This is a genomic window from Burkholderia sp. Bp9143 (assembly GCF_003853645.1).
In the GTDB taxonomy this organism is placed as follows: Bacteria; Pseudomonadota; Gammaproteobacteria; order Burkholderiales; family Burkholderiaceae; genus Burkholderia.
Genome location: NZ_QTPO01000059.1, coordinates 1 through 23,039, shown reverse-complemented (window position 1 = coordinate 23,039; position 23,039 = coordinate 1). Strand labels below are relative to the sequence as shown.

Genomic DNA, 23,039 nt, shown 5'->3' with positions numbered 1-23,039 from the left:
CCGTCGCCATGCACCTGACCAACGTTTCCGCCATCTCGTTCGATCTCGACGACACGCTGTGGCCGTTCGGACCCTCCGTCGAACGGGCCGAGGCGTCGCTGCATGCGTGGCTGATCGCGCACGCGCCCAATACCGCGAGCGTGCTGCCGACGTCGCAGACCCTGGCTCAACTGCGCGATGAGTACGAACGCTCGCACCCGAATCTCGTCGGAGACTATCGTGCATTGCGCATCGGATCGATCCGGCTTGCGCTCGAACGCGCGAACGAAGACGTCACGCTGACCGACCGCGCATACGATGTGTTCTATTCCGCAAGGAATCAGGTCGAGTTCTTCGACGATGCGCTGCCGGCGCTCACATGGCTGAGCGCGCGGTTTCCATTGGTCGCGGTGACGAACGGCAATGCGGACCTTCGGTTGACGGGTGGCGGCGAGTTCTTCCGCGCAACGCTCAACGCGCGTGCGGTCGGGTTCGCGAAACCCGAGCCGGAGATCTTCCATGCGGCCGCCGCGACGCTCGGCGTGCCTGCGGCGGAACTGCTGCACGTCGGCGACGACTACCACCTCGATATCGTCGGCGCGTTGAATGCGGGGCTTCAGGCGGCGTGGCTGGTTCGCGACACGCATCCGGACGCGGAACACGTTCAGCAACGAGCGGCTTCCGCACACCTCACGCTGCGCGATTTGTCGTCGCTGTGTCGGGTGCTCGGCGGGCCTGTCGGGGGGCGTAGAAGTTCTTAAGGCGATCGAAGGATTCAGTTGAATCCTTCGATGGGGGTCGAACGCTATTCGGGTCGTAGTAGCGATGCCGGTTGTAATGCAGCCCCGTCTCTTCATCGCACACATTATTCTTACCTGCTCCGTTTCCAAGCCGTATCACCGCACATATCACACCGCGATCGGCACCAGGTTGCCGCTCTTTTTCTGCCGGCGGGCCATGCGCCGGCTCGCCCACGCACATTCGGGACACCAGCTGCCACGCCAGACGCTGCTGACCGACGCATGCCAAACGTGGCCTTTCGCGCACTGCCATTCGATCTTGCCATGTGCGCCCGGGTAGACCGTCGACAGGCAGTGGCCGCCGCGCGACTGCGCGAGCTCCTACATCTGTTCTATCGTGCGGGTTCTGGCCTTCACGGCGCAGAGATGACACCACTGTCCCTTGCTGACGCGAAACCACGGCGCAATCCGGTGTGCCGGATCCGCCAAGTGCGGGCAACGTCGGAAGAACACGCTGCACCCGCTTGCGGATGGTGGCAGGAACGCGTGGCGACCACGCTGCACGATTCATCGGATTGAATCCTCGCGGCAGTCAGCCGGACGTGACCGGCCGGATGGTGCGTACCAGATCGTCGGGTTCCATCACGTTGACCGGAATCGGCGGAAGCCAGCGCAGGGAACGGACGGGGTTCTGCCTCGGGCCGCTCAGAATCGTGTGCCAGTGCGCCCGACGGATATGTGCGCGTGGACTTGCATGAGACCCGCGTGTGGCATCGTTTTCGCCCTGCTCATTCACCGACTGCCATGCCGAACGCAACGACGCGCCCAAGCGCGTCCCCACCTCCCACCTGACGGGGCGTCGCGCTGGCATCATCCTGACGCCCCGGTGCGTACGCCTCGGTTGCGGTCTGACGGGCAGAGACGCACCGTCGCCCAGCTCCGGCGCCTCACTGCACAGATACAACACCAGCGACACAAGACGCGGCAGCACGCTACGCATTTCCGTCGCAAGCGCAGGTGCGGATTCGCCATCGCCATTGATCGACACCTCGATCGCAGCTTCCAGTGATGGTTGATCGAGGCGAAGAATCAGCATGGTCGCGCATTCCCTCGCGTTCAGGACGAATGCGAGCCCCTCCGTGCCGTCAAAAATTTCACCTGCCTGAGCAAATACCCCGTCCAGTACCGAGCCGTTCCATATGAACCCGGGTGTTTCGACATAGACGGTCCACTCCGGAAGGCGCGTAAGCAGGTCTGTCGGCAGAGCGCCCGTGACAGGCGTCGCACACAGTTCGTCAAAAAGCGTCGCGTCGAACCGGTAGATCCCCTGCGTCAGGCGCCACGCCGCAAGCGTGTTGACCAACGTGGGCGTCGAACGGGCGACACGCTGAACCTCCGTTCCCATGCGATCCATCTGCCCGAGCAGGTCGTTGAGCGCCTGGGCAGTCGTATGGAACGGCAGGTACCAGTGCGACGGCATGCCCCAGATTGCTCCGACAGTCTGGCCCGGCGTCGAGCCGGCCGTTTGCAGTGCGGCACGCAGCAGGTCAAGCCGTGGCAACAGTTCGGGGTACCGGCGGTTCAGACCCGCTAGGCAGTCGAAAGGGGAGTGTTCCCTCGCGTTTGTCTGCGTTCCGCCATGCCTCGTCATTCGTCGGTTCCTTTCATGCAGAGATCGCCCTTGAACTTGTCCGCTCGCCGGCTTGCGCGGCATTGTCGAGACAGAATGTGCAAATCGGGCCGGCGGAGCGCCGCGGCCCTAGCTGAGTCATGGTGAGGATGGCTGAAGCGCGTCGCGCGCGCTCGATACGTTGCCTCGTCAATGTTCCGCGCCCAGTTCAATCTGGTTGCCCGTCACGATGAGCTTCACGGGATCAGTCTTCTTCCACTGTGATTTCGGAATCACCAGTTGCCACGTGGCACCACCCTGATCGCGGAAAAAAACCACGACGCCCACGGCCTGCGCCGCGTCGGCCATTGGCGCCGACAGCTTTACCGTCGCGCCGGGTCCGAGTACGGCCTCCATGCTGCCGGTGAGGTCGGCCTTCAGCAACGCGCGATCATCGTCTAGCAGCTGACCATAAGCTGCCTTTTCAAAGGTCTTCGTATCCTTCAATTGATAGACGCGTAATACGACCGGCAGCGACCGGCCCTGCTCGTTCGGGTTCAGCGCAGCGCGGCTTTCGATGACAAGGTTCATCTGTTTCACCTTGGCGATGAATACCGCGCGTGTTGCGTCGACAGTCGTTTCCTTTGCCGACTGCCACATGCCGCAGCCGGAGAGCAGTGCAGCGGCCGTCACCCATGCGCCTGCAAGTCGGATTCTGCGAAGCGTCCAATTCGTTTGCCGTGTCACAGCCAATCTCCCGTCTTGATTACGCGCGGATAACGTCGGCCCGGCCCGCCCACACCTTCATATAACACGAGCCGCACCGCGAAATGGAAGCAGGCATAGCGACCGACGAATCGACTCAGCACATCGCCGAACAGCGCGACATCGCCCGGACCGGCGAAGCCCGATGGCTCGATGCCGACGTTCACATTCACGATCCTGTCGACTCGCGCACCGACAATTTCAGTGTCTTCGTCCAGCCATACATGGTGGATTGCCTCAATGCGCCGCTTGTTGTCGTCCAGCGGCGACCAGTCGTACAGTGACAGCGCACCGCGCAGCGCACTCGCATCCATCATGTTCAGTTCAGTGGAGCCGGCCGCATTGAAGTGCGAGACCACCTTCCAGTCATACTCGCCGCCACGAGGCGGATACAGCGGCATCGTCGGTGCCGTGAGATTGCGCACCCGCTCGACACCCGCAAACGCCGATACAGGCTCGGTAATCATCGATTCGCGTAGCGCCATACGCGGCAGGCGGCCGTTATTTGCCAGTACCCGGACCGTTACGTGTCCGTCCGGCAAGCTGCCGGGTTCATCCCATAGCTGGCCACCTAGCGTTACCCACATCTCACGCTGTCCCGTTACGCCATGGCGGATAGACGTGTGGAAGTAGCGCTCAGGCGACTCGTAGCGCATCATCCCGCCGCGGTGTCGGAACTCCTTGAACGACTGGTATTCGTAGTGCATCGCATTGCGGGGATCAGCTGCCAGGACCGACAGTGCGTCATAAGGCTCGATATGATCGCCGGCCGACGCGGGCGGACGTACCGGATAATCGCGATCATGCGCGTTGGGCCGAATCGTCTGCGCGTCCAGTTCAAACAGGTTGATCACCGGCGTGCAGAACAGACGGATGTTGTTCGCGTTGAACGTCACTTCGCCGCCAATGCGGCCATCAATCAAGATCTCGAACTCGATGCGCGTCTCACCAGACGGCACGCTTGCCGTGTTGAATCCGCAGAGGTCGACAAAGTGGAATTTTTCCGGGAACGCGAAATACTCGAGCATTGTCTGCTCGCGATCGAGCTCTGCGTCGCGCGCGTCACGGTCGACCGGCCACAGCCGGGTATCCGGCCCGAAACCGGCTGCCTCGAAACGCACGGCCGGTTGCGGCTGCAACTGACCGTCAAGCAGGCGCGGCATGCGCACGCCGATCGATTCGATCTGTCGCGTGAAAACGGCATACAGCGCCGACGCAGTCGGCGGATCTCCGTGGAGATACAGGCGGATGCGCGACAGATCGTCCAGCAGGCGCTGCTCGCGATGCAGCAAATTGAATGCAAGTCGGATCACCGTGCGGCCGTCCTCGCGCATCCGTACGCCCGCATCGCAAACTTCTAGCGGCAGCAGACGTACCGGTTGGGTGGTGCGATAAACGCATACTGTTCCGTCGGTGCCGATTGGCGTCGAGCGCACCTGCAGGCCCGCTGGCAGGGTATCCAGAATCCGTGCCTCGCCCGCGCGCGGCCCGCACTCGAGGATCGCCAGCGACGGAATCGTGCGGCCCGCGTGCGGCCACAGGTGCGCGATCAGAGGATCAGTGATTTCTGGCAGTGCGTCATCGAGTTTCATTCGCAGCCGGCTCGCGAGGAACGCGAAGCCCTCGTAGACTGCTTCCACGCGCTCGTCCCGCGCGCCGGGCGTAGTCATCCCCAGCTGGCGCGCGGCCTGCGGCTGCGCTTCGGTGAATTCTCTGCCCGCTTCGCGCAGGTAGCGCATTTCCGAATCGAAATATCTCAGGAATGGATCGTCTTGCGGGACCATCCGCTCGTCATCCAGGCGACCTTTCATCCCATGGCCTACGGCCACTTCCTGCGGAGCGCCGGGACTCCTTTCGGGCACCAGCGGTCTGTTCCTGCTGTCGGTCATGGCTGAAGCTCCGGTGGCAGGGGCGGTAATACCGGCACGACGCCCGCCTTGCCGACGATAAAAATCCGCTCGGGCATCCGGAAGCCTCGCAGCTTCAGCAATTCGAGCGGTCCTGCGCCGATCTGTGTGCGCATTACGTACGACAAGGGTTCGCCGTTCGTGGTGTTCCACGTCAGCTGGTAGCGGGTGCTGTCGAGTTGCTTCATGTCGGCCTTGCCCAGAAGGCGCAGGAATGCCCAGTCGCCGGTCGAATCGAACGCTTGCCGAAGGCCGGCGTCGAGTGTCTGCCATGTCAGCCCCGCATGCCCATTCAGGCCGGTACCGGGCCACGCGAGCGGCGTCCAGTTTTCCTGCTGGTTGAAGTAGACGATCTGCTTGCCGTCAACCGACAGCTCCGAGCGTGTCACGTTGGGCGTGGGCAGTGCCATCATCTCAAAGCGTTCGCTCGCATCGCCCTGCATATAGAGCTGCGCGCCAACGGTCGACAATTGCCGGATGCCTGTCAGGAACTTCGGGTCGAACTGCAGCGCCTGCGGCGCCAGCTCGTTCGGCGTCCAGTGATCTCCCTCGAGCTTCAGCACGCCGGCGAGCTGCGTGGTAACGAAGCGTGCGATCAGGCCGGTGTCGGGCCGCACATAGCGCCCGAGTTCGGCAAATGACGCATCGGCATTCGTGTCGAAGAACGGATACCTGCCGCTCATCGCCGCGTTGAAAGGCGCCGCTACGCTCGCCCGCCACGCCTCGTTCAGGCTCGCCGCAGCCGGCTGCAGGATCGTCTGCCAAGCGGCCTCGAGCGGTTGCGCGAACACCGCATCGCCGAAACCGGACCACGCCGTGCCGAGGCTCGCGGCTGTCAGCGCCGCGTCGTCGCGTGCCTGTGACAGCTCAGAGAGCTTGCCTTGGAACACCGCCTGCGCGAGCGAGCGCGCCATCGCCTGCGCGTCAGGACTGCCTGCGATCTGCTGCAGCTTCAGGCGCATCGTCGTGACTGCGGTCAGGTACCGCGACAGACTCACGCCGTTCAGCGCGATGTTGGCCGCCGCGTTGCCTTTGCCGCCGGCAGCCGGTACGGCACCAGCGTCGCCCATCAGCGCAAGAAGCGGGCCGAATGGCTTGTCGAGCGGGTTGACGACCGGTGCGACCGTTTGATCGTCGCTACCGATCAGGCTCTGCGCCTTGCGCACCAGCGTGTCAGTCAGGGCCTGCGACGGCCGTCCTGCCTGTGCCTGGTATTGAACCGCCTTCATCAGTGCGATGAGTGGCGACGTCTGCGCGTCGGCGAGACGCGTCAGTTGTTCGATCGCGCCGTTCAGGTTCGCTGCCGGCTGCCAGCGGACGCTGTTGAGCATGCCCTGCCACGCCGCCGTGTACTCGGCGAAGTACCGCGCTGTCAGGCGCTGTCTCAGGTCCTCGGCCGCATGCTTTTCGTCGATCACGGCCGCGGTTCTGATCGCTCCCTGCGACAGCGTGTTGCCGATGGTTTGCGCCGGCTGGGCGCCGGTCAGCACCCAGTCGCCGCTCGTGCGCCGCTCGCTTGCAGCCTTGTCGATCGCTGTGGCGATCATTCCGTCCCACGCGGCACGCGTGTATATGCCGGGCACGGTCTGCGAGGTCAGGAACAGACCACGAGCATCCGCGCCGGCGAGCAACGTTTCAAGCGACGCGTCGGCGTACTTGCCTTTCGCCTCTTCGATGATGCCCTGATAGACCGTGTCGTCGGCTGACGCGAGCCCCATTTGCGTAACCAGCATATTGCGGGTCGACGTCACGAGACCGTCGTTCGTCGCGATGCGCCATTCAGGATGCGCCTTGAGGTGTTCGGCATAAAATCGCGCCAACCGCTGGCCGGTGTCATCGCGCTCGCCCAGGGGCATTTCGACCGGGCGCGGCCACAGGGACACCAGCATGCGTTTGAGGAACGCGGATTCGGCACGCGACGGATCGCCGAGCATCAGGTACGTCTTGAGCGTGTTGTAGGTGCCGCTGCGCGTGTCCTGCGACTCGAGGCTATCGGCGCGCGTCTGTCCTGCTGCCTTGAGCAAGTCGCCAATCGTCTGCACGACGGGCGTCTGCAGGTTGCGGGTCGCGGCGATCCGGTATGGCAGCCAGAGACCGGCGAGCACATCGTCGTTGCGCGACAGGCCGCCGCGCAGATACCACGGTGCGCCGTGCTGCTGGCGATACTCAAGCTTTTCGATCAACTGCTGCAACGCGAGTTGCGCGCGCCAGGCCGCTGCAGTCTGCGGCCGGGCCTCGACCGCGCCGTTCGCCGTCGCGCGCGCTTCGCGCACCAGCCGCTGGTTGCCGATGAACGAACCGGTCATCCACACGCACGACGCGACCGCAGCGACGGTTACGAACCAGGCCAGCACATTGGGCCAGTAGAAACCGACCCGCCGGCCGGTACCGCGCCGGAGCGCGATTGTTCGCCACGCGGGCAGCAGAGCGGCCGGCTGATTCTGGAACACTACCGGTTGCTCGACTGCCGCCGCTTCTGCCCGGGCTAGCGCGATCGGTACCACCGGAACGGGCATCGGCACAGCGACGGAAGTCTCGAAGACAGGTGCGAACATTACGCCGGTCAGCGGGGATCGATGCCAGTGCGAGGCGAATAGCGCATTCCAGCCCGAGATGATGCTCTCGCGCTGTTCGTCAATGTACTGGGAGATCTGGGCCAGATAGGTGACCCGTGTGGGCGTGACGCAGAGCCGCACGCCAGCGTCCGCAGTGAACCGCCCAATCGTGGCGAGCTGCTCGCGCAAGGTCGAAGCCGGTTGTGCACCGCGGAGCGACGGACCAGGGAACGCGCCGATTGCCTCGAACGTCTCGGGGTGGCCGCCCTTGGCCGGCACCGCGTGCAGGAGCGTGACGGGCGCAGCCCAGCCGAGATCCGTCGCAAGTGTGGCCAGTGCGCGCGGCAGTTCGGTCTCGCGTGCATTTGCATCAGTGACATGGACGACGCTGTCGACGGGACGTCGGCGGCGTAGCTGCCGGATCTGGCGGCGCCATTCTCCGACATCGATGCCATCCGGTGCGGCATGCACAAGGATCGCTTCGGCAACGGGCATTACACCCGCGCGCTTCAGGCCGGGCGCGACATCTTCGATCAGAGCGTCCGTGCCGTTCAAAAGCAGCCAACGCGTTCGATAACGCCACCACCAGCCGCGCGTGGCGCGCAGTTCATCACAGAGGGTCTGCAGGCGAGCGTCGCACTTGAGCGTTCTCGTCTGCTTTACCGCGGCGCCCCGATCGCCGACTTCGGCGCGAAACACCCTCCCAACGAGGCGGTATGCGCCACCGAACAGCAGCCCGACGTGCAGCAGAAGCACCGCCACGAGCGCCAGGAAAATCCAGACCGACGCGCCGAGCTTCGCCTCGCGCGTGAGCACGCCAAACAGGTCACCCTTGAACCACACCAGTGCGAACGCGATTCCGGCCAGGATCAGTGCCAGAAATATGGGTCCCCAGGCGAGCAGCCGGTTCGTTTCGGTCGACGCAGCCTCGGCCGTCCCGAGAATCTGCATGTTATTGCGAGCGTTCATCATCAGGTTCTTCGTAATTCATTTGTTCGTTGACGTGCAGGATCGCGCTCTGCGCGATCGACGTTGACGACGGTGCATGGAGGATCAGTTGCGGTCCGGCGGCCGCCTCGAGCGCTGCGGCAACCGACAACCATCCACCGGCTGCGCCAGCGTGCCCGATGAGAGAGTCGGGCCGGCGCTGGGCTTCCGGTTTCGCGATGCCCGCGAGGCCGGCGGTACGCAACGCCGCGAGCAGTTTTGTATCGTTCGATCCGTCCAGGCCGCTGATCCACGCCGTCGCGACGCTGACGGAAGCGGTTTTGCCCCACAGCACGCTGTTCGCCAACACCGCATCCAGCGCGTCAAGCTCGTCGATGACCGGACGGTGCAGCAGGCCGAGCACGCTTATCGCTTCGGGCAACTGGAACACGCCCGGGCCGAGCAGCACGGCGACCGCGCCCTCAGTACTGCCCGGCGGTGGCGCGTCATGCCATTCCGCGGCGATGATCAGCAACGGTCGCTGTTCGCCGGCGTCCAGCCAGGCATCTGCCACCATCAGACCGTCTGTGGCCGGCACGGCAAAGCACTCTAGGTTCGGCAGGCCAACCCATTGCAGCGCCAGCCCGACCTGCTCGACACGCACACTGGCCGTTTCGGGGGCCGTCAGTATGCGCACCGCAGGCGCGTACTTCACGCCGTACTGCGTCAGCGCGAGCAGGCTTTCCACGAGAGGTGCCAGCGCCTGCGCAATCATGCGCACGGCGGGTGGTACAGGCGCAAGCGGATCTGGTGCTTCGACCGGCGCGAACGCCTCGACATGCCCGGCGTCGTGCCCCTCTGGCAGCTCGGCATCAAATAGAGCGGGCGCATCCGGGTCTTCGCGGAGCATGGGCGCGTCATCGGCAAAACGGTTGTGCACCACACGACCGGTGCCGCTACGAGGCACGCGCGCCTCCAGTAGTGACGTCTTCCCGGCGAGTACCTCACCGAACGGCTTGTCGCCCAATGGCAGACAGTAGCCGGCGCCGAGCACCTGCAGCGGCCGCTGCGCCGTAAGGATGCGGTCGCGGAGCCAGGCTGCGCGATGCCTGTTACGGAACAGCGCGTGGAGGTAGTCCGCCTCGTAGATCGTCCGCGCGATGGCCAGCGCTGCGAAAAATACGGCGTTCGGGATGCCGAACAGGCACAGCCAGAACCGCGTGCCGCGCGCCGGCGTGCCCGCTGGCCACAGCAACAGCACCGCCGCCGCGCCGAGCCCGCAGCACAATAGCCAGCCGAGTAGCCACGGCCAGAAGCGCGGCCCGTGCGCCGGATACGCTGATGGAAGACCCGCTGGCGAGAGTTCAACGGGCATGTTCAGCCGATGTGCACGTTCTGCAACGACGAAATCAGCCGACAGCCGCACGCACAACGATGCAGATGCATCGCCACGGGCCTGCCGTCCTGGTCAGGAAACGATTCGTCGCCCTCATCGATGACGGTTTCGCCGTGCCGGTCACAGAGCGCGGCATCGCCCTTGCGGGCCAGCGGTCGGCCCACGAATTCCATAGTCGAAGAACCGCCCGTCACCCGGCCGCCGTGCTCCAGTTCATCATCCTTGCGTATGGGAGAGTGTGTCATTTCAATTCAGAAATCTTGAAAATTCGATTGCAAATCAAGGCTAAAGCCTTAGGCAGTATCCAAGTTGCTCGTCATCAGCGGCCACGACCGAACCATTCGTGGTCATATCCCAGCCTTGAGTGCGGAAAGTGTGATTGCCCTTGTGCACAAAGATCTCATTGCAGATTAACTCGCCGGATTCATAGGTCTCGCCGGTATCACGGCCAAAGCGATCCACGAGTTTGAACGCTTTGCCGTCGGCACGCCTTAGCAAAACGAATTCATCGTTGTAGTTCAGGTCAGCTTGCGAGAAATTTCCCTCGTAGGTCTTTCGCCAAACAAAGAGACCTTCGGCGAATGCGGCCATATTCAGCTTATCCTGCTTCCATGCGGGAAGAGTGTCGTTTGATGTTTCTTGCGCCGGGCCAAGCGTCCAGATTGCGCTCTCCGGGTTGTTGGGGCGCGTGATGAATACTCGGTAGTGTTGATCGCCGGTCACGCACTTGTCCTTAAACGATTTTCCAATCTCAAAGGTATCCAGGCTGCTGTCTACATAGGCGCACGTGTGGTCCTCCTGTAAGCCAACGAAGCCATATTGGACCCCAAGCCATTCCAGCCCCCGCAGGGCGTAAACGCGCATCGTGCGAATCGGTGTCCCTTTCGCGTCAAAGAAATGGACAGACCACAGATCATCGATCCTTTCGTTTGGACCTTTGGGCGGGATCTGAACGCGATCAGTTGCGCCGACCCAATACTTCTTCCCATCGGCGAATTGAAGTTGGCGGATGCGTTCATATTTGACTGGCAGAACATAGTTCAAATCTTGATCGAGAAGGCCAACATGACCTTCGTATTTGTCCGAGACCGCCGCATATTGTTGGGCTTCTCCCGAGTGCCTGGGCACTTCGACGTTCACGACGGACACGAACGGCCCCTCCGACTTCACAAGCCGGTCACCGACCAGATCGATTTTGAACAGGTAACGGCCCTCTGGACGCAGGGCTTCCAACACCGTGCTCTTGGAGCGCGGATTTCCGGTCTCTGCAAACTCACTGACAGAGAGCGAGTTGTTGGAAAACGGAATCAACACTTTGCCGTCTCGGGCCAAAAGGCCCACGCATCCCCTCCTAGCTGCCAGAAAAGTGTGTCCTGGCCCCCGGACGATGCCGTCATAAACTGCGGCTGTGAGATGGCGTTTGGACGCAGCTAGGCCGATTAGTCCCGTCTTCTTATCGAGATAGGTCGGAGCCTCGTCTTCTATGTTTCGCGGGTCAGCGAGAAATATACGATCGTCGTCGCCAGACGCGGTCGAACATACCGCCTCCGGCAAATCACCCGGGTAATTCGCCTCGTAAACCGCATCCAGCAGACTGGTTCCGTCGAAAGTAATCTGGGCCTGGACGCTTTCGCCAAACGCAATCGCTAACAGAACGGTTAGCCAGAAAAAACACTGACACTGCATCCAGCCTTTCCTCATCCGACGTCATCCAAAATATTCAAATTCAATGGATAGGCAACCTAAGCATTCCACTACCTTTGCAAGCGAATGGGCGCGTTCGACCGCCACTTATTTGATCCCGCGAAGAAATGATCTGTAGTCGTTCAATTCCTTTTTTCCCAGGGCGGTGTTTGGAGTGCAAAACCGAGATTTGAGGGACCGGGATTCGTCTCCGATTACGTCAATAAGACATGAAACTCTACCAGAGTACGGTGCAGTATCTTTCCATTGCGCCTTGGGGAGGACTTGAACGAAGAAATCAGCTCGCTCCTCGAAGCCACCCATTCCATTAAAGTGGATAGGTGTTGCCTGATACTGCTTGATCGCTTTAATTGTGACATTCGAGTCATCAACATCCTCATTCACAAAATATTGCTTTCCACCTTCATTAATAAAGAACGTGTTATCGGAAAGCACATCTGCTACGCTCGAGCTGAGCAACGTAAGGTAATTCAAGCCGGCCGGATTGGTAATATTTTGTGCGACCATAGAGCAGTCACCACCGCTTTCCAACACAATCGCGCCCGCCATATCTGGCAGTGTGAAACCACATTGGGATACTGCCGACGCACCCGTTGCAAAGCACAGCAGCAGACTGCCACCCAAGACACGCAACGCGTACGATCTAGTCAGGAAGAACTTTATATCCATGAGGAAATGCAGATAAATCCGAAAGATAAGCGTATGCATTTTTGAAATACTCCCTTCTATCATCTCGTCCGTCAAGCGCAGAGTTGACGCATCTCGTAACGTCGTCGACAGCTCCGTTAATTTGAACGACGTTATCAAAACTTGAAAGCTCAACCCTATCAGCCCAATAATTAACACCCAGAGATCCAAGCGGCACGAGTCGGTTTGTTATTGGGTCTTTGCGATACCTTTGTTTGCTCGCCCAATAGTACCCGCCAGCATCGCATGCGTCGCGAGGGTCATTAATTATGTTTTCAGGCCCAGGGTCGACTGTAAAATTTCTCCCGCCGTGATACTTTTGATAGGTGCGGTAATTATCGCCACCCGTCAGCTGAATCATCCCTTTTCCAGAAAAACGAACGCCATCCCCCGCATTGCAATTTCCGAGTGGGCTCAATACCTTCATTGACCCGTTTATTAGTCGATGCACAGGGGCGTTACAACGCCCCTCATAATAGTTTGTCAGATAAGGTTCTCCTCCAAGCTCGCGCATATACGAGAACAAGCCGGTCTCCCGAAACGTTTGCCCAAACCAATGAGCCATCCGCAGGGGTGTATTAATTCCGTACTTACGCATGGTGTCGGGCAAGGCGGGATATAGATTCGCCGGCCGCATGAGTCGATGGTGGCGATCTCGAAGTTCGCTCACGAACAGGCGCGAGACTGTTGTAATTGTTCGATGTTGGTCGGCAGGAACCGTTTGTGCCAGCTCTCGCATGTCCAACCACCCACACTTCCTGAAATGCCGGATAAACGCAAGCGGATGGAAAAACCACACCGTTCCGCCTGCTGGCAAGCCTGTCTTATCCCAAAATTGAAGCTTTTTGACAAACTCCAAAAACTTGTTGTACGCGTTCTGGTTTCCCTCGAAATGCTCCCCTTCGTCCAACAGGTTTCGATAGCGAGGATCTAAACTGGCACTATCCCACTCGCTGGGTGCTTCGCAGATAAAGCCATGCAACAACTGCTGTACCGCCTTGTGGTCCGGATCGCTGAGGTAATGCCGCATGGACTCGTTTTTCTGTTGTGCGGTTTGCTCTACCGCCGCCGCGCCGCTCCCTGCGGCCTCGACATTCCCGATCGAAGCGCGGACCAGCGCTTTGAGCTTATCGAGGTCCCAGAGCCCGTTCTGATCAACCGGCGCGGACTGCGCCTGGATCTTCCGCCACCCCATAAAGAAGGGGAAATCCGCGTCGGACAGCTTCTTGATGCTCGGCTTGCTGATGTCGATATAGCCCTGCTTTCCACTAGCGAACGGGATGCAATACCATGTCTCGCGCGGATTCGTGATTGCCGATGTTTCCTCGGCCGGAACGGGCGACAACGTTTCGGGGCGGCTCAGAATCCGGCCGAACCGCAACATCTCATAGCCGTCGCTAGCACAAGCCGAGTACAACGCACTCGCCCGCTTGTACATTTCGTATTCGAATTCCGGCTCGCGGACCGGTTCGGGAGTGAGGAGCGTCCTGCTACCGTCCGCCGCGACGCTCCAGACGTTAGTGAATTTGTCTCCCTTATGGAAATACACCTCAACATACAAGGGACGTTCATTCTGGCCTTCTTGCTTAGGAAGAAATTCGATCCCATGCAGCTTGTGGTGCGCGTCAACGTTGCGAGGCTGCGCACGGAAAGTCTGGTTCGCAGGAATCACGTAATAACTATGACCCCAGCAGTCGCTCCCCTGCGGGGTCTCGACCTGCTGGTGCCCAAGTTGTGTCGCGCCAAACCAGGCATCGAAATCGCTGGGCGCCATGAAGATCTCGAAGTGCAGCTGCCGTTTGTCCTGACACCGCCCCGTATATCCGAGGATATCCTTGCGTCGCACCTTCTTGCCGCCACCCGAAACAGCCGCGCCGGTTGAATGCCGGAGCCAGTCGGGCATGCTGTGAGGCTCATTGACCGGTGGCGGCTGGATACCGTCGGTCGTCATGCCGTCGAGATCAAGCAGGTGCATGTACAGCGAGTAGAACGTCAACTTGCGGCTTTCGCCTGTCTCGGTGGTGTGCTTGAGCAGCAGGAACCCAGCATTGGTGTTCTTGTCGTCGAACACGTCGGCTACTGGCCTCTGGTACACCCCGTAGGCCGCAACCTCCCCGTCCGCGATGGCTCGCACTGGCAGCGAGCGGTTATTCGACGGAACGAGATGCACCCCTGTATGCCAGCGGCGATCGAACGCGATCGGATAGATGCCACCGCTATCGGTCATCTTGTCGAGTTCGTCCATCAACAGATCGTCTTTCGATCGATCGTTGGAAGTAGGAACGGGCAGCAGGAGAGGCGGACTGATAATCATGGGCTTCAGTGCGAAAGCGAGTAGTCGTCGGGTGAGGTCAGATTGCTTTTAGGCAGCACGGGCAACGGCGGATTGACATTCCCGGGCCCCTGGAATACAAACGATCCGGCCTTGATCTTGAAGGCTCCCGGGCCGATGAATTCGAAGGTGCCGTCTTCGATCTTGAGTGCGGCGCCGCCGCTGGCCAGCACGATCTTCTTACGCGCAACAACCAAGACGTCCTCGTCCGCGCTTGCCAGCTTCAGCTGTTTTGCAGCAGCTAGATCCATCGCATCGCTCTGCGACTGGATTTCGACCTTGCCATGCGTAGCAAAGATTTTCAGGCCGAGTTTGTGCGCGCACAGCGAAATCAGTTCGCCTGCAGCGACGGTAAAACGCTTGACCACGCTTACGTCCGCGTGCTGGCCAGCCGTCACGATCACGTTCTCGCCAGCGGCCTGCTGGATCGACTTCGGTGTGACGAACGCCATGCCGGCCGGCGCGCTGGCCAGCAGCCCCGCGTCTTTTAGCTGGTCCAGCACGTCCATCAGGCTCGATTGCGTCGCCTTGTCGGGCGGGGTGGCACTTGCCTGCGCGGTCGCATTGGCCAGCGCGGTTACGCGCTGAATAGCGGCCTGCAGCTGTTTGATCGCCGCCTGCATCTCGAGATGCGGAGCGTTCGGGTTCACCGGGTCCGCCGACCAGAACAGCCCCTTTGCCGCGCGCGTTACCCCCCAGCCCTGCGTGGTGAGCTCGTAGCCTTCGCCGCGCTTGTTCTTCTCTCCATCGACGAGATAGCCCATATTGAGCGCCGTCTTGCCGAAGACCGTTGCGAGCCGGATGCCTTCGTGGCTTTTCAAGTCCTCGAAGCGCAGCTTGTTGCCCAGCAGCGGCGAACGGAACACCGCACGGCTGTACCAGCCTTCCTTGCCATGCACCAGATCCCGTCGCGCATAGTCGTGGGCGGCACCGGCGATCAGTAATCGATCACAATTGCCGTGAGTCGCAATGACGCGGACTTCCGTGTTCGGCAGCAATGGAACGTGCAGGCCGCCCTGATACGAGGCCGACGTACGCAGCAAGCGCAACGACATACTGTTCGTGCCACGCTTGCCAGTGTGCCGCGTGAAGAGAAGCCTCACCCGGTATCCGCCATACTCATCCATCCATGCATACGGCTGGTCGTCGCCGGACTCCACGATGCCGATGAGTGCACCGCCTATCCAGCGCCAATGCTTTTCCGGTGCATACTCGGGCCGGTAGGTTAGATGCGACGGGATCGCCTCGAACTGATTGGTTACCGACTGCTTGCGGCTGCCCGTCGTAACGAGCTTGGTGATCACGATGCCGTGTGGTGCTTCGGGCACGGTATCGTTGATCACGCGCACCACCATTCCCGGAATCATGCCCATCACGTTGCTCTTGCCCGAGATCCGTGTCTGACGCGTGATCAGCTCGTCGCGTCGTGCATCGGCAAGCACCTGTCCTTCCTCGACCGAGTGGAAATGCTCGATGCTACGGTTGACGCTGCCGTACACCGAGCGGTCGCCCTTCTCGGCCACGACCGACTCGACCTGCAACGGATCGTCCGGCTGCCGGTAGTTGTGGTCCCATTCACGCACGGTCTGCGGCACGAGCGAGCGCGTCACGTTCAGCTCAAGGATGGCCTCGTGCCAGCTTACGAGACCCGAATTCGGCAGCAGCGGCACATCGAGCGCCCGCAGGTAGCCGCGCGCCGCGTTACTGAACACCAGCGTGTCGCGCTGTGCTCCGTCTTCTTTCTTCCCGTGTTTGAAGTAGTAGAAAACGCCCGCACGCCTGCAATGCCTGTCGATGAAATTCGCGACCGTCTCCTCGTACATGACGGTTTGGTCCAGTTTCGCGTCCAGCCCGTCCAGTTCGAACTCGACGTCATAGGACTGGAACAGGTCGCGATCGACGATCGTGTCGGTGAGCAGCTCGCGAAACGAGCGGTCCAGGAATACGGCCGAATCATGTACCTGCTCGAGCAGTGCGAGACGCGGCTTGAGATGCAACTGGTAGGTCGCCTCGTCGCGCGACGTCTTGATCCGCGTCCACTGCGTCACAATGCCGTGCACAGTGCGCGTCGCGTGCTGGACCGGGTTGATCAGCCCGGGCATCGACGGCACCGACGCGTGTTCCTCGATCGTAAAGATGGCCGGGCGCCCGATCACTGCCGCGCCGTCAATGTGCTTGTCCTTCGACGTAACGGTGATGTCCGCGACAAACGGTGTGTTCATTTCTTCCGTGAGGACAAACGAGAACACCGAAATCGGCGACTGCAGCGTCGCTATCTCGAGATGGAGAGGCTGGGTGACGATCGCGCTTGGGTGCTTGAGCACGTCCTGGATAGTTTGCATGGCCGCAATAGGATCGAGAGGTTTCACACTAACAAAGTTGCCCACCAAAAGTTTAGGGGCGCAATGCCGTCAGGTTGGCACAAGTAGATCAAGTCTCAAGAACAAAGTCCATCCGAGCACCCTGAATTTGACGATGCCTGACAGTGAGTGATGCTGTAGGGAGTACGAAGCTCACACGGAGAACGACGTCTTTCTGGGCGTTGTGCGTAACGAATAGATATTTCATTGCGATATGCTCCGAGTCCTGGACGCATCGTCCTGTAGCGCAATCGCTTCCTCATTGAGCATAAGCCTTAGCGGCTTGTCGGCATCGAGCTTCTTCCTGTCGATCACGCGCTTCCAGGTGCTGGCAGTCCCGGGCGTGCGGTAGAACGCAACGATGGCAACGTACTTAGCATCAACCTGCATTGGCTGTGACAGGCTCACGGACGCGCCCGGATTCAACACCGATGCCATGCTCGCCAGCAGATCATGCGCGAGCAGCGTACGGTCGTTTTTGAGCAAATCGGCAAAGAGTGCGTCATCAAACGCCTTCCGGTCCTTGAACTGGTAGACGCGCACGGTAACTGGCGCTGCCCGGCCGTCCTCGTCCGGGTTCAGCGCGTCACAGGCAGTCAGGTCGACATTGAGCACCTTGATGTTGTCAGAGAACACCGAATGCCAGGCACTCGACGACGTATCTGAAATGGCCTGCCACGCTCCGCATGCGGCAAGCAGCAGGACGGAGGCTATGGCTAGGGTGACAAGACGGAAGGACATGGAGGCTCTCCGGTCATGCCTGTTGTGAGTTCACGTATGCATTCGTCGCAGGCGTAGGTGTTGCCTCGTAAATACCCAGACCAATGCTTATCGTTCGTTCTTGATCAGCTGGCAGCACGGTCGTCCATCCGAGGCGCGGCGCGACGTTAATATCGGCCTGCCCAATAGCCGGCCTGGGCGCAAGCCGCGATGAGACTTCCATACGAAGATGGACGTCAACCTTCGTACCGACGTAAAGCTGGACGAGCGCCATCAGCTCGCGATGAAGGCGAGCGCCAGGCAACAGATCCTGAGCCTGTTGCGCGCTAGCCGGGTGCAGCGTCGCGCAGACGGCGCGGCTGCGATACGCGACGCGCCGACCCAGCACGTAGCCGCCACCGAGCCCACGCCGACTGTTTGCGTCGATGGCTCCTCCAGAGGCCGATGTCAACGGCTGATGTCGGGCGACTTGCGCGGTAATCGGCCAGAATTCGCTGACGCGGACTTCGGCACCAGGAGCCGCGAGCGCAATGACGCGGGTCAGACCTTCTGGCGTACGGGTCTTCTGGACGAGCACACCGAGCAGCGCCAGCATCCGCGAGTTGGGGAGACCCGCGCGCTGGGGTTTGTCACCCCAGCCGAAACCGGCAAGACTCAGCAGATTGTTCGAATGGACGTCGCTCCCACCCGATCGGTAGCTTTCCGGATAGCGATACTTCTTCCATGTCCGGTACAGCAGCGTGACGAAGCGGTGGTTGAACTGGTCAAGAAACGCTTCGACAGCTTCATGTCCTTCCTCGCGCAGCACAATCTCGTCAATCATGTGCGACGGCATCGCGGCGTCGACACCATATAAGCCCATGAACGTCGTACGCACGGTCGGCGGGGCGTCGAGACGCTCGTCGTCAAATTCGACCGAGGCAATTTCGCCAGCGGGGAAACCGACGCGCGGTCGTGGCCGGAAACGCACGGGCTCTTGCTCTGGAGTATCCAGCACGCCGAAGCCCGAACGGTCTGGCGCGCGTTCCTCCAGCAGCCGGCAAAGCTGCATGAAGTTCATCTGCGGCGCACGCGCGAGCAATGCAGCAACCAGCGGATCGAGATCCGGGAGTTCGGGCGGTTTCATAGCAGTACTGGTTGTGCCTTGCTTCGCGGCCATTCCGTGCGCGTTTGGGAAGGCAGACTGACGATCGCAAGCCTGGTGAACAGATTGATTTCTGCATGGAGCGCGATAAAGTGGTGCAGCAATTCGCCAAACAGCATCAGATCCCCTTCCCCTGAGAAGGCATGGGAATCGAGCGTCACCTCGATTCGCACGCCGCGCTCGATAGACCCTGCCCTCACCTCCTCGAGCATCTCCTGTCTTACCTGCAGGATTCCTGCAAGCCGTCGACGGTTCAGTTCCTCGTTGGTCCAGTCGTACAGAGCCAACGCGCCGCGCAGTACCTCGGCATGCGTCAACGATAGGAAGTTTGGCGTGAGGTGCGAGAGGCTGCGCGATTCGAACCGATCTCCGACAGGCGGGTGAAGTGGCATGGACGGCGCGATGAGATTGCGCACAGCCGCGACGTTCGGTACATCCGCTGCAAGTTCGACAAGACGCGTCTCACGAAGGCTCTTGCGCGGAAGCATCCCGTTTGTGCCGGTCACGCGCAGCGAGATGCTTTCTTCCGGCAGGTCCGCCATCGTTTCCCACGCGTGGCCGCCGAATGTCACCCACGCTTCACGGACACCCGATGCGCCGGGCCGTACACGTGTATAGAAATATCGTTCCGGCGCGTCATACCGGAGCGTGCCTCCATGGTGACGGAATGTTGCGAACGGTACATACTGCCGCCGCTCGGCGGTCTGATGGTCGAACGACTCAATCGAATCCACCGACCAGGTTTCGACATATCCGCTCTGGTGTGCCATCGGCACTACCCTATATTCGGTCTCCTGGTGATTTGTGACAATCGGCTCGGCATCCAGGTCGAACAGATTAATTGCTGGCGTGCAAAAGAGCCGCACGTTGGCGGCATTGAAGCGCTGGTCCTTCGGATATGCCTCTGCCAGTACGATTTCAAGCTCGAAACCGGCCGAATCGTGCGGAAGCTTCGTGATATCTAGTCCACACAGGTTGACGAACAGGAACTTTTCCCGGAACGCAAAGTACTCGAGCAGCAGTTGATATCCGGAAAATGTTCCTTCGGTCCTTGGCCACAGTGCTGCATCGCTCGAAAAGCCAGCCGGCTCGATCGTAACGCCAGTCAGCAAGCTCGCTTCGCCATTACGGATCTCTGGAATCCGCCAAGCGATCGAGTCGACATGGCGCGTGAGCGCGAGGTGCATTGCGAACGCCGTCGTTAGATCTGCATTCAGGTACAGGCTGAGGCGGGAAAGGTCAAGCTCACCTCGATGTGCTGAAGGACTTAGTTCGAACCCGAGACGGATGACCGACCGGCCGTCTTCTCGCACGCCTGGTCCGGCGTGAGTGAGGAAGAGCGGCTGCAACGTAACGGGCTGCGTGGTCCGATAAAGACACTGGACTGCCTTTGACGTTTGCTCCTCGTCATCGGGTGACGGCGGAATGACGATGGGCGTTGAGCGCACCGGCACACCCGCAGCGACCACTTCGGTTCCCTGAAGCTTTTCTGTCGATGGGATCAATTCGACGATGGACAGCGACGGGATCGTCCGCAGATAGTGCGGCCACAACAATCCAACAAGGGCTTCCGTCAACTCGGGACGCTCGTCATCCAGCTTTTGCTGGAGTCGTCCCGACAAAAATGCGAAGCCTTCCCACAGTCGCTCGACGAAAGGGTCGCGTTCGCCTGCCCGATCAGGGCCAAGAATACGTGCCCGATCCGGATGGGCCTTTGCGAATGCCCCACCCGACTCGCGCAAATATCGCATTTCGGCTTCGTAGTAGCGCAGGACCCGATCGTCGTTTTCCATCGCGATCCTTGTTACGAAAGGGTGAGCGCGCGAGCGGGGTCGAGCACCGTGAGTTCGGACTGCAGCTCGCCGATACGGCGTGCAAGCAGCGGCTTGTCCGCATCCTTGCGATTGTTCATGGCTTTCAATACGCGGATTAACTGATGCTTGACCTCGAAGACAAGCGAAGGCTCCCAGCGGGCGAGTGGCAGCGACCGTGCAGCCGCATCGAGTTCTGCGAGCAAAGCGAGCGCCATGTCGGTACGTCCCGCGTGATCAGCAAGGCGAGCCATCACAAGCCGCTGCAGGTAGCGATGTCGCTCTGTCCTGAGGCCGGGCAACGCTTCTAGCCAGCCAAAAGCAGCCTCAACGCTTTCGCGTCCGGCCAACTCCCGTGCCTGTGCCTCGATTTCCGGCCAGTCGCCGGCCGAACCGGCTTCACTATCAGCGGATACGGGCAGCGGGGCGACACACTCGCCGGCCTCGAGGTCGCGTACCACTGCATGCCGTGCAATCCATTCAAGCGTCGAGTCGTCCGCGAACGGTGTGCCATCGTTGAACGCGAGGCGCTCGATGCCAGGCAACCGCTCCAGGAATAACGCGAAATCTGCGCGCAGCAACTCGCGCCAGGTGTTGTAGGGTGTGCCGACGTGATCAAGTGCGACGTGCTGGAAATACTGCAGATCGAACCACAGGTGGTTCACGCCTTCCATGAATGCACCTTCGACGCGTTCGAGCAGTTCATGCCACTGCTTCTGCAGGACGAGCCGCTTCATCTGCTGACGTAGCTCCCCTCGCGGTGGCACCAAACGCGTGCGGGAAGCCGCGTCCGCCGGTGGCGCTTCGTGCAAGGTATCCCAGCGAACGCTCCGCACAAGCCGCACCGAAGGCAGATAGCCGTTCTCCTGATCGCGCAGCCAGACTGCCATCGTGCGCGCCTGGTCGAGCAGATCACGAGTCGAGACGATCGTGCTTGCTGAAGTGGTGGCAGCCGCAGCCGATTGCGGCGCTCCGGCATCCAGATCAACGCGACGTAGCGGATCCTCCTTGCGTTCGAACCGGGAGACGAGCGGCTGCAGGTTCGGGCGGGAAGGCTCCGGCCACGTTGCCGTGCGGGACACAAGCACGTCGAGTGCGGCGAGCGCCCGTTCAAGATCAGGAGACGCGAATTCTCCCCGGCTGTCGAGCAGCTCGATCGTGCGCGCGGTTGCCAGCATCTCCAGCGCGCCCTTCTTCGCTTCAGCGCGCGTGGGCAGCACCGCGTCTGCAAAGCGGTCGACAAGGGCGGCAGCCAGTTCGAGGCCATCCGCAAAACCGGCTGGACCGTCCTGTCTCAGGCGCGCCCCGGCGTAATAGCCGGCGAGACGCAAATCCTTGCCGGTTTCCTTGATGAGCTGCTCGCAGGCACGGACAATCAGGCTGTCATCGATGCTGGACAGCTTGTTCGCCTCGTCCTTGAGTTCGAAGAACGCGTCCTCGTAGCCAGGGTCGCGGCCGACGGCATTGTCGCGCGCGAGAGGTTGCAACCAGGCGTCCCACGCCTCGAGACGCGACCGGGTCAATTGCTCGGGGTCACGCGATGGAAAAAGCGCTTTTAGCATCCCGGACAACATCACGCGGTCTCCAGCATGGATCCGGCTTCCGGGAAAGCCGTGTCCCGCCGCATTGCCAATGCCCTGCCCCTCAAAAGATGTGCGCAACCCCCTGGCGAAATTATCGCTGGTTCGAGCAACCGGGCGGAGCCAGGTTGCTTATGCACGTTCTGCACGCGGGCCTGTGAAGGCCAGACCATCGACATCCGGAAATTCCTTTACGCGCGTCATATCAGAAATAACGGCGCCGGGACAATGAAGCCCCGGCGAATGACTCAGCAGGTGCTACTGCTTAGCTCTTGGCCTTGGGCATCTGCGAAACCAGCGACAGACCGATGTCCATGCCTTCGACCTGGAAGTGCGGGATGATGAAGAGCTTGATGCGGAAGAAGCCCGGGTTGTCTTCGATGTCCTCGACCGTGACCTTCGCGTCGCGCAGCGGGTGCGATGCCTGCAGCTCGTCGCCCGGATCCTTCATCTCGGTCACGAGACCCTTGATCCAGCTGTTCAGCTCCAGCTCGAGCAGACGCCGGTCCTTGGTCGTACCGATGTTCTCGCGCTGGATCAGCTTCAGGTAGTGCGCGATGCGCGAGAGCAGGAAAATGTACGGCAGGCGCGCGTTGATGCGGCTGTTGGCGGTCGCCTCCTTCGTCTCGTACAGCGCGGGTTTCTGGGTCGAGCTGGCCGAGAAGAAGCACGCGAAATCGTGGTTCTTATAGAACGACAGCGGGATGAAACCGAGATTCGCAAACTCAAATTCGCGCGTCTCGGGAATCAGCACTTCGGTCGGGATCTTCGGCTGCACGCCGGTGCCGAGGTCATACAGGTGCACCGGCAGGTCCTCGACCTT

At 60.9% G+C, this 23,039-nt stretch carries 17 protein-coding genes; 1 reads left to right on the top strand and 16 read right to left on the bottom strand.

Going from position 1 to position 23,039, the window contains the following annotated elements:
- Window positions 1-8 precede the first annotated feature (8 nt).
- Entirely contained in the window at window positions 9-740 is a 732-nt protein-coding gene (locus DIE23_RS33000) for an HAD family hydrolase (protein ID WP_124616318.1), read from the top strand.
- Between the two features lie 147 nt (window positions 741-887).
- Here DIE23_RS33000 and DIE23_RS40915 read toward each other — a convergent pair whose 3' ends face one another.
- The 16 genes from DIE23_RS40915 to DIE23_RS32920 all read right to left on the bottom strand — a co-directional run.
- Complete coding sequence (locus tag DIE23_RS40915) at window positions 888-1,070, bottom strand: zinc-ribbon domain-containing protein (RefSeq protein WP_124616316.1); 183 nt, start codon at window positions 1,068-1,070, stop codon at window positions 888-890.
- A gap of 241 nt (window positions 1,071-1,311) precedes the next feature.
- A complete protein-coding gene (locus DIE23_RS32990; RefSeq protein ID WP_124616271.1) occupies window positions 1,312-2,370 on the bottom strand; it encodes a hypothetical protein in 1,059 nt (352 codons plus the stop codon).
- Window positions 2,371-2,538: 168 nt separating this feature from the next.
- A complete protein-coding gene (gene tssJ / locus DIE23_RS32985; protein ID WP_260436284.1) occupies window positions 2,539-3,021 on the bottom strand; it encodes a type VI secretion system lipoprotein TssJ in 483 nt (160 codons plus the stop codon).
- Window positions 3,022-3,071: 50 nt separating this feature from the next.
- Entirely contained in the window at window positions 3,072-4,877 is a 1,806-nt protein-coding gene (gene tssF / locus DIE23_RS32980; RefSeq protein WP_124616314.1) for a type VI secretion system baseplate subunit TssF, read from the bottom strand.
- 101 nt (window positions 4,878-4,978) lie between these two features.
- On the bottom strand, window positions 4,979-8,527 hold the full coding sequence (locus tag DIE23_RS32975) for an ImcF-related family protein (protein ID WP_124616267.1): 3,549 nt from the start codon (window positions 8,525-8,527) through the stop codon (window positions 4,979-4,981).
- Window positions 8,508-9,857, bottom strand: a complete 1,350-nt coding sequence (locus DIE23_RS32970) for a hypothetical protein (RefSeq protein WP_124616265.1) — start codon at window positions 9,855-9,857, stop codon at window positions 8,508-8,510. Before DIE23_RS32970 ends, DIE23_RS32975 begins: the two co-directional genes overlap by 20 nt.
- A gap of 2 nt (window positions 9,858-9,859) precedes the next feature.
- Window positions 9,860-10,123, bottom strand: coding sequence for a PAAR domain-containing protein (locus DIE23_RS32965; RefSeq protein ID WP_124616263.1), 264 nt, complete (start codon window positions 10,121-10,123; stop codon window positions 9,860-9,862).
- A gap of 40 nt (window positions 10,124-10,163) precedes the next feature.
- Window positions 10,164-11,579, bottom strand: a complete 1,416-nt coding sequence (locus tag DIE23_RS32960) for a hypothetical protein (RefSeq protein WP_124616261.1) — start codon at window positions 11,577-11,579, stop codon at window positions 10,164-10,166.
- A gap of 90 nt (window positions 11,580-11,669) precedes the next feature.
- On the bottom strand, window positions 11,670-12,251 hold the full coding sequence (locus DIE23_RS32955) for a hypothetical protein (RefSeq protein ID WP_124616259.1): 582 nt from the start codon (window positions 12,249-12,251) through the stop codon (window positions 11,670-11,672).
- Window positions 12,226-14,514, bottom strand: a complete 2,289-nt coding sequence (locus tag DIE23_RS32950) for a M23 family metallopeptidase (RefSeq protein WP_260436283.1) — start codon at window positions 14,512-14,514, stop codon at window positions 12,226-12,228. Before DIE23_RS32950 ends, DIE23_RS32955 begins: the two co-directional genes overlap by 26 nt.
- A 74-nt stretch (window positions 14,515-14,588) precedes the next feature.
- Entirely contained in the window at window positions 14,589-16,943 is a 2,355-nt protein-coding gene (locus DIE23_RS32945) for a type VI secretion system Vgr family protein (protein WP_185646589.1), read from the bottom strand.
- A gap of 222 nt (window positions 16,944-17,165) precedes the next feature.
- Complete coding sequence (tssJ, locus tag DIE23_RS32940; RefSeq protein WP_124616255.1) at window positions 17,166-17,702, bottom strand: type VI secretion system lipoprotein TssJ; 537 nt, start codon at window positions 17,700-17,702, stop codon at window positions 17,166-17,168.
- Between the two features lie 13 nt (window positions 17,703-17,715).
- On the bottom strand, window positions 17,716-18,807 hold the full coding sequence (gene tssG / locus DIE23_RS32935; protein ID WP_260436282.1) for a type VI secretion system baseplate subunit TssG: 1,092 nt from the start codon (window positions 18,805-18,807) through the stop codon (window positions 17,716-17,718).
- Entirely contained in the window at window positions 18,804-20,618 is a 1,815-nt protein-coding gene (tssF, locus tag DIE23_RS32930; protein WP_124616251.1) for a type VI secretion system baseplate subunit TssF, read from the bottom strand. Before tssF (DIE23_RS32930) ends, tssG begins: the two co-directional genes overlap by 4 nt.
- Window positions 20,619-20,629: 11 nt before the next feature.
- A complete protein-coding gene (tssA, locus tag DIE23_RS32925) occupies window positions 20,630-22,210 on the bottom strand; it encodes a type VI secretion system protein TssA (RefSeq protein ID WP_185646588.1) in 1,581 nt (526 codons plus the stop codon).
- Between the two features lie 271 nt (window positions 22,211-22,481).
- Window positions 22,482-23,039: type VI secretion system contractile sheath domain-containing protein (locus tag DIE23_RS32920; RefSeq protein ID WP_185646587.1), on the bottom strand; the 558-nt coding region annotated here is incomplete at its 5' end.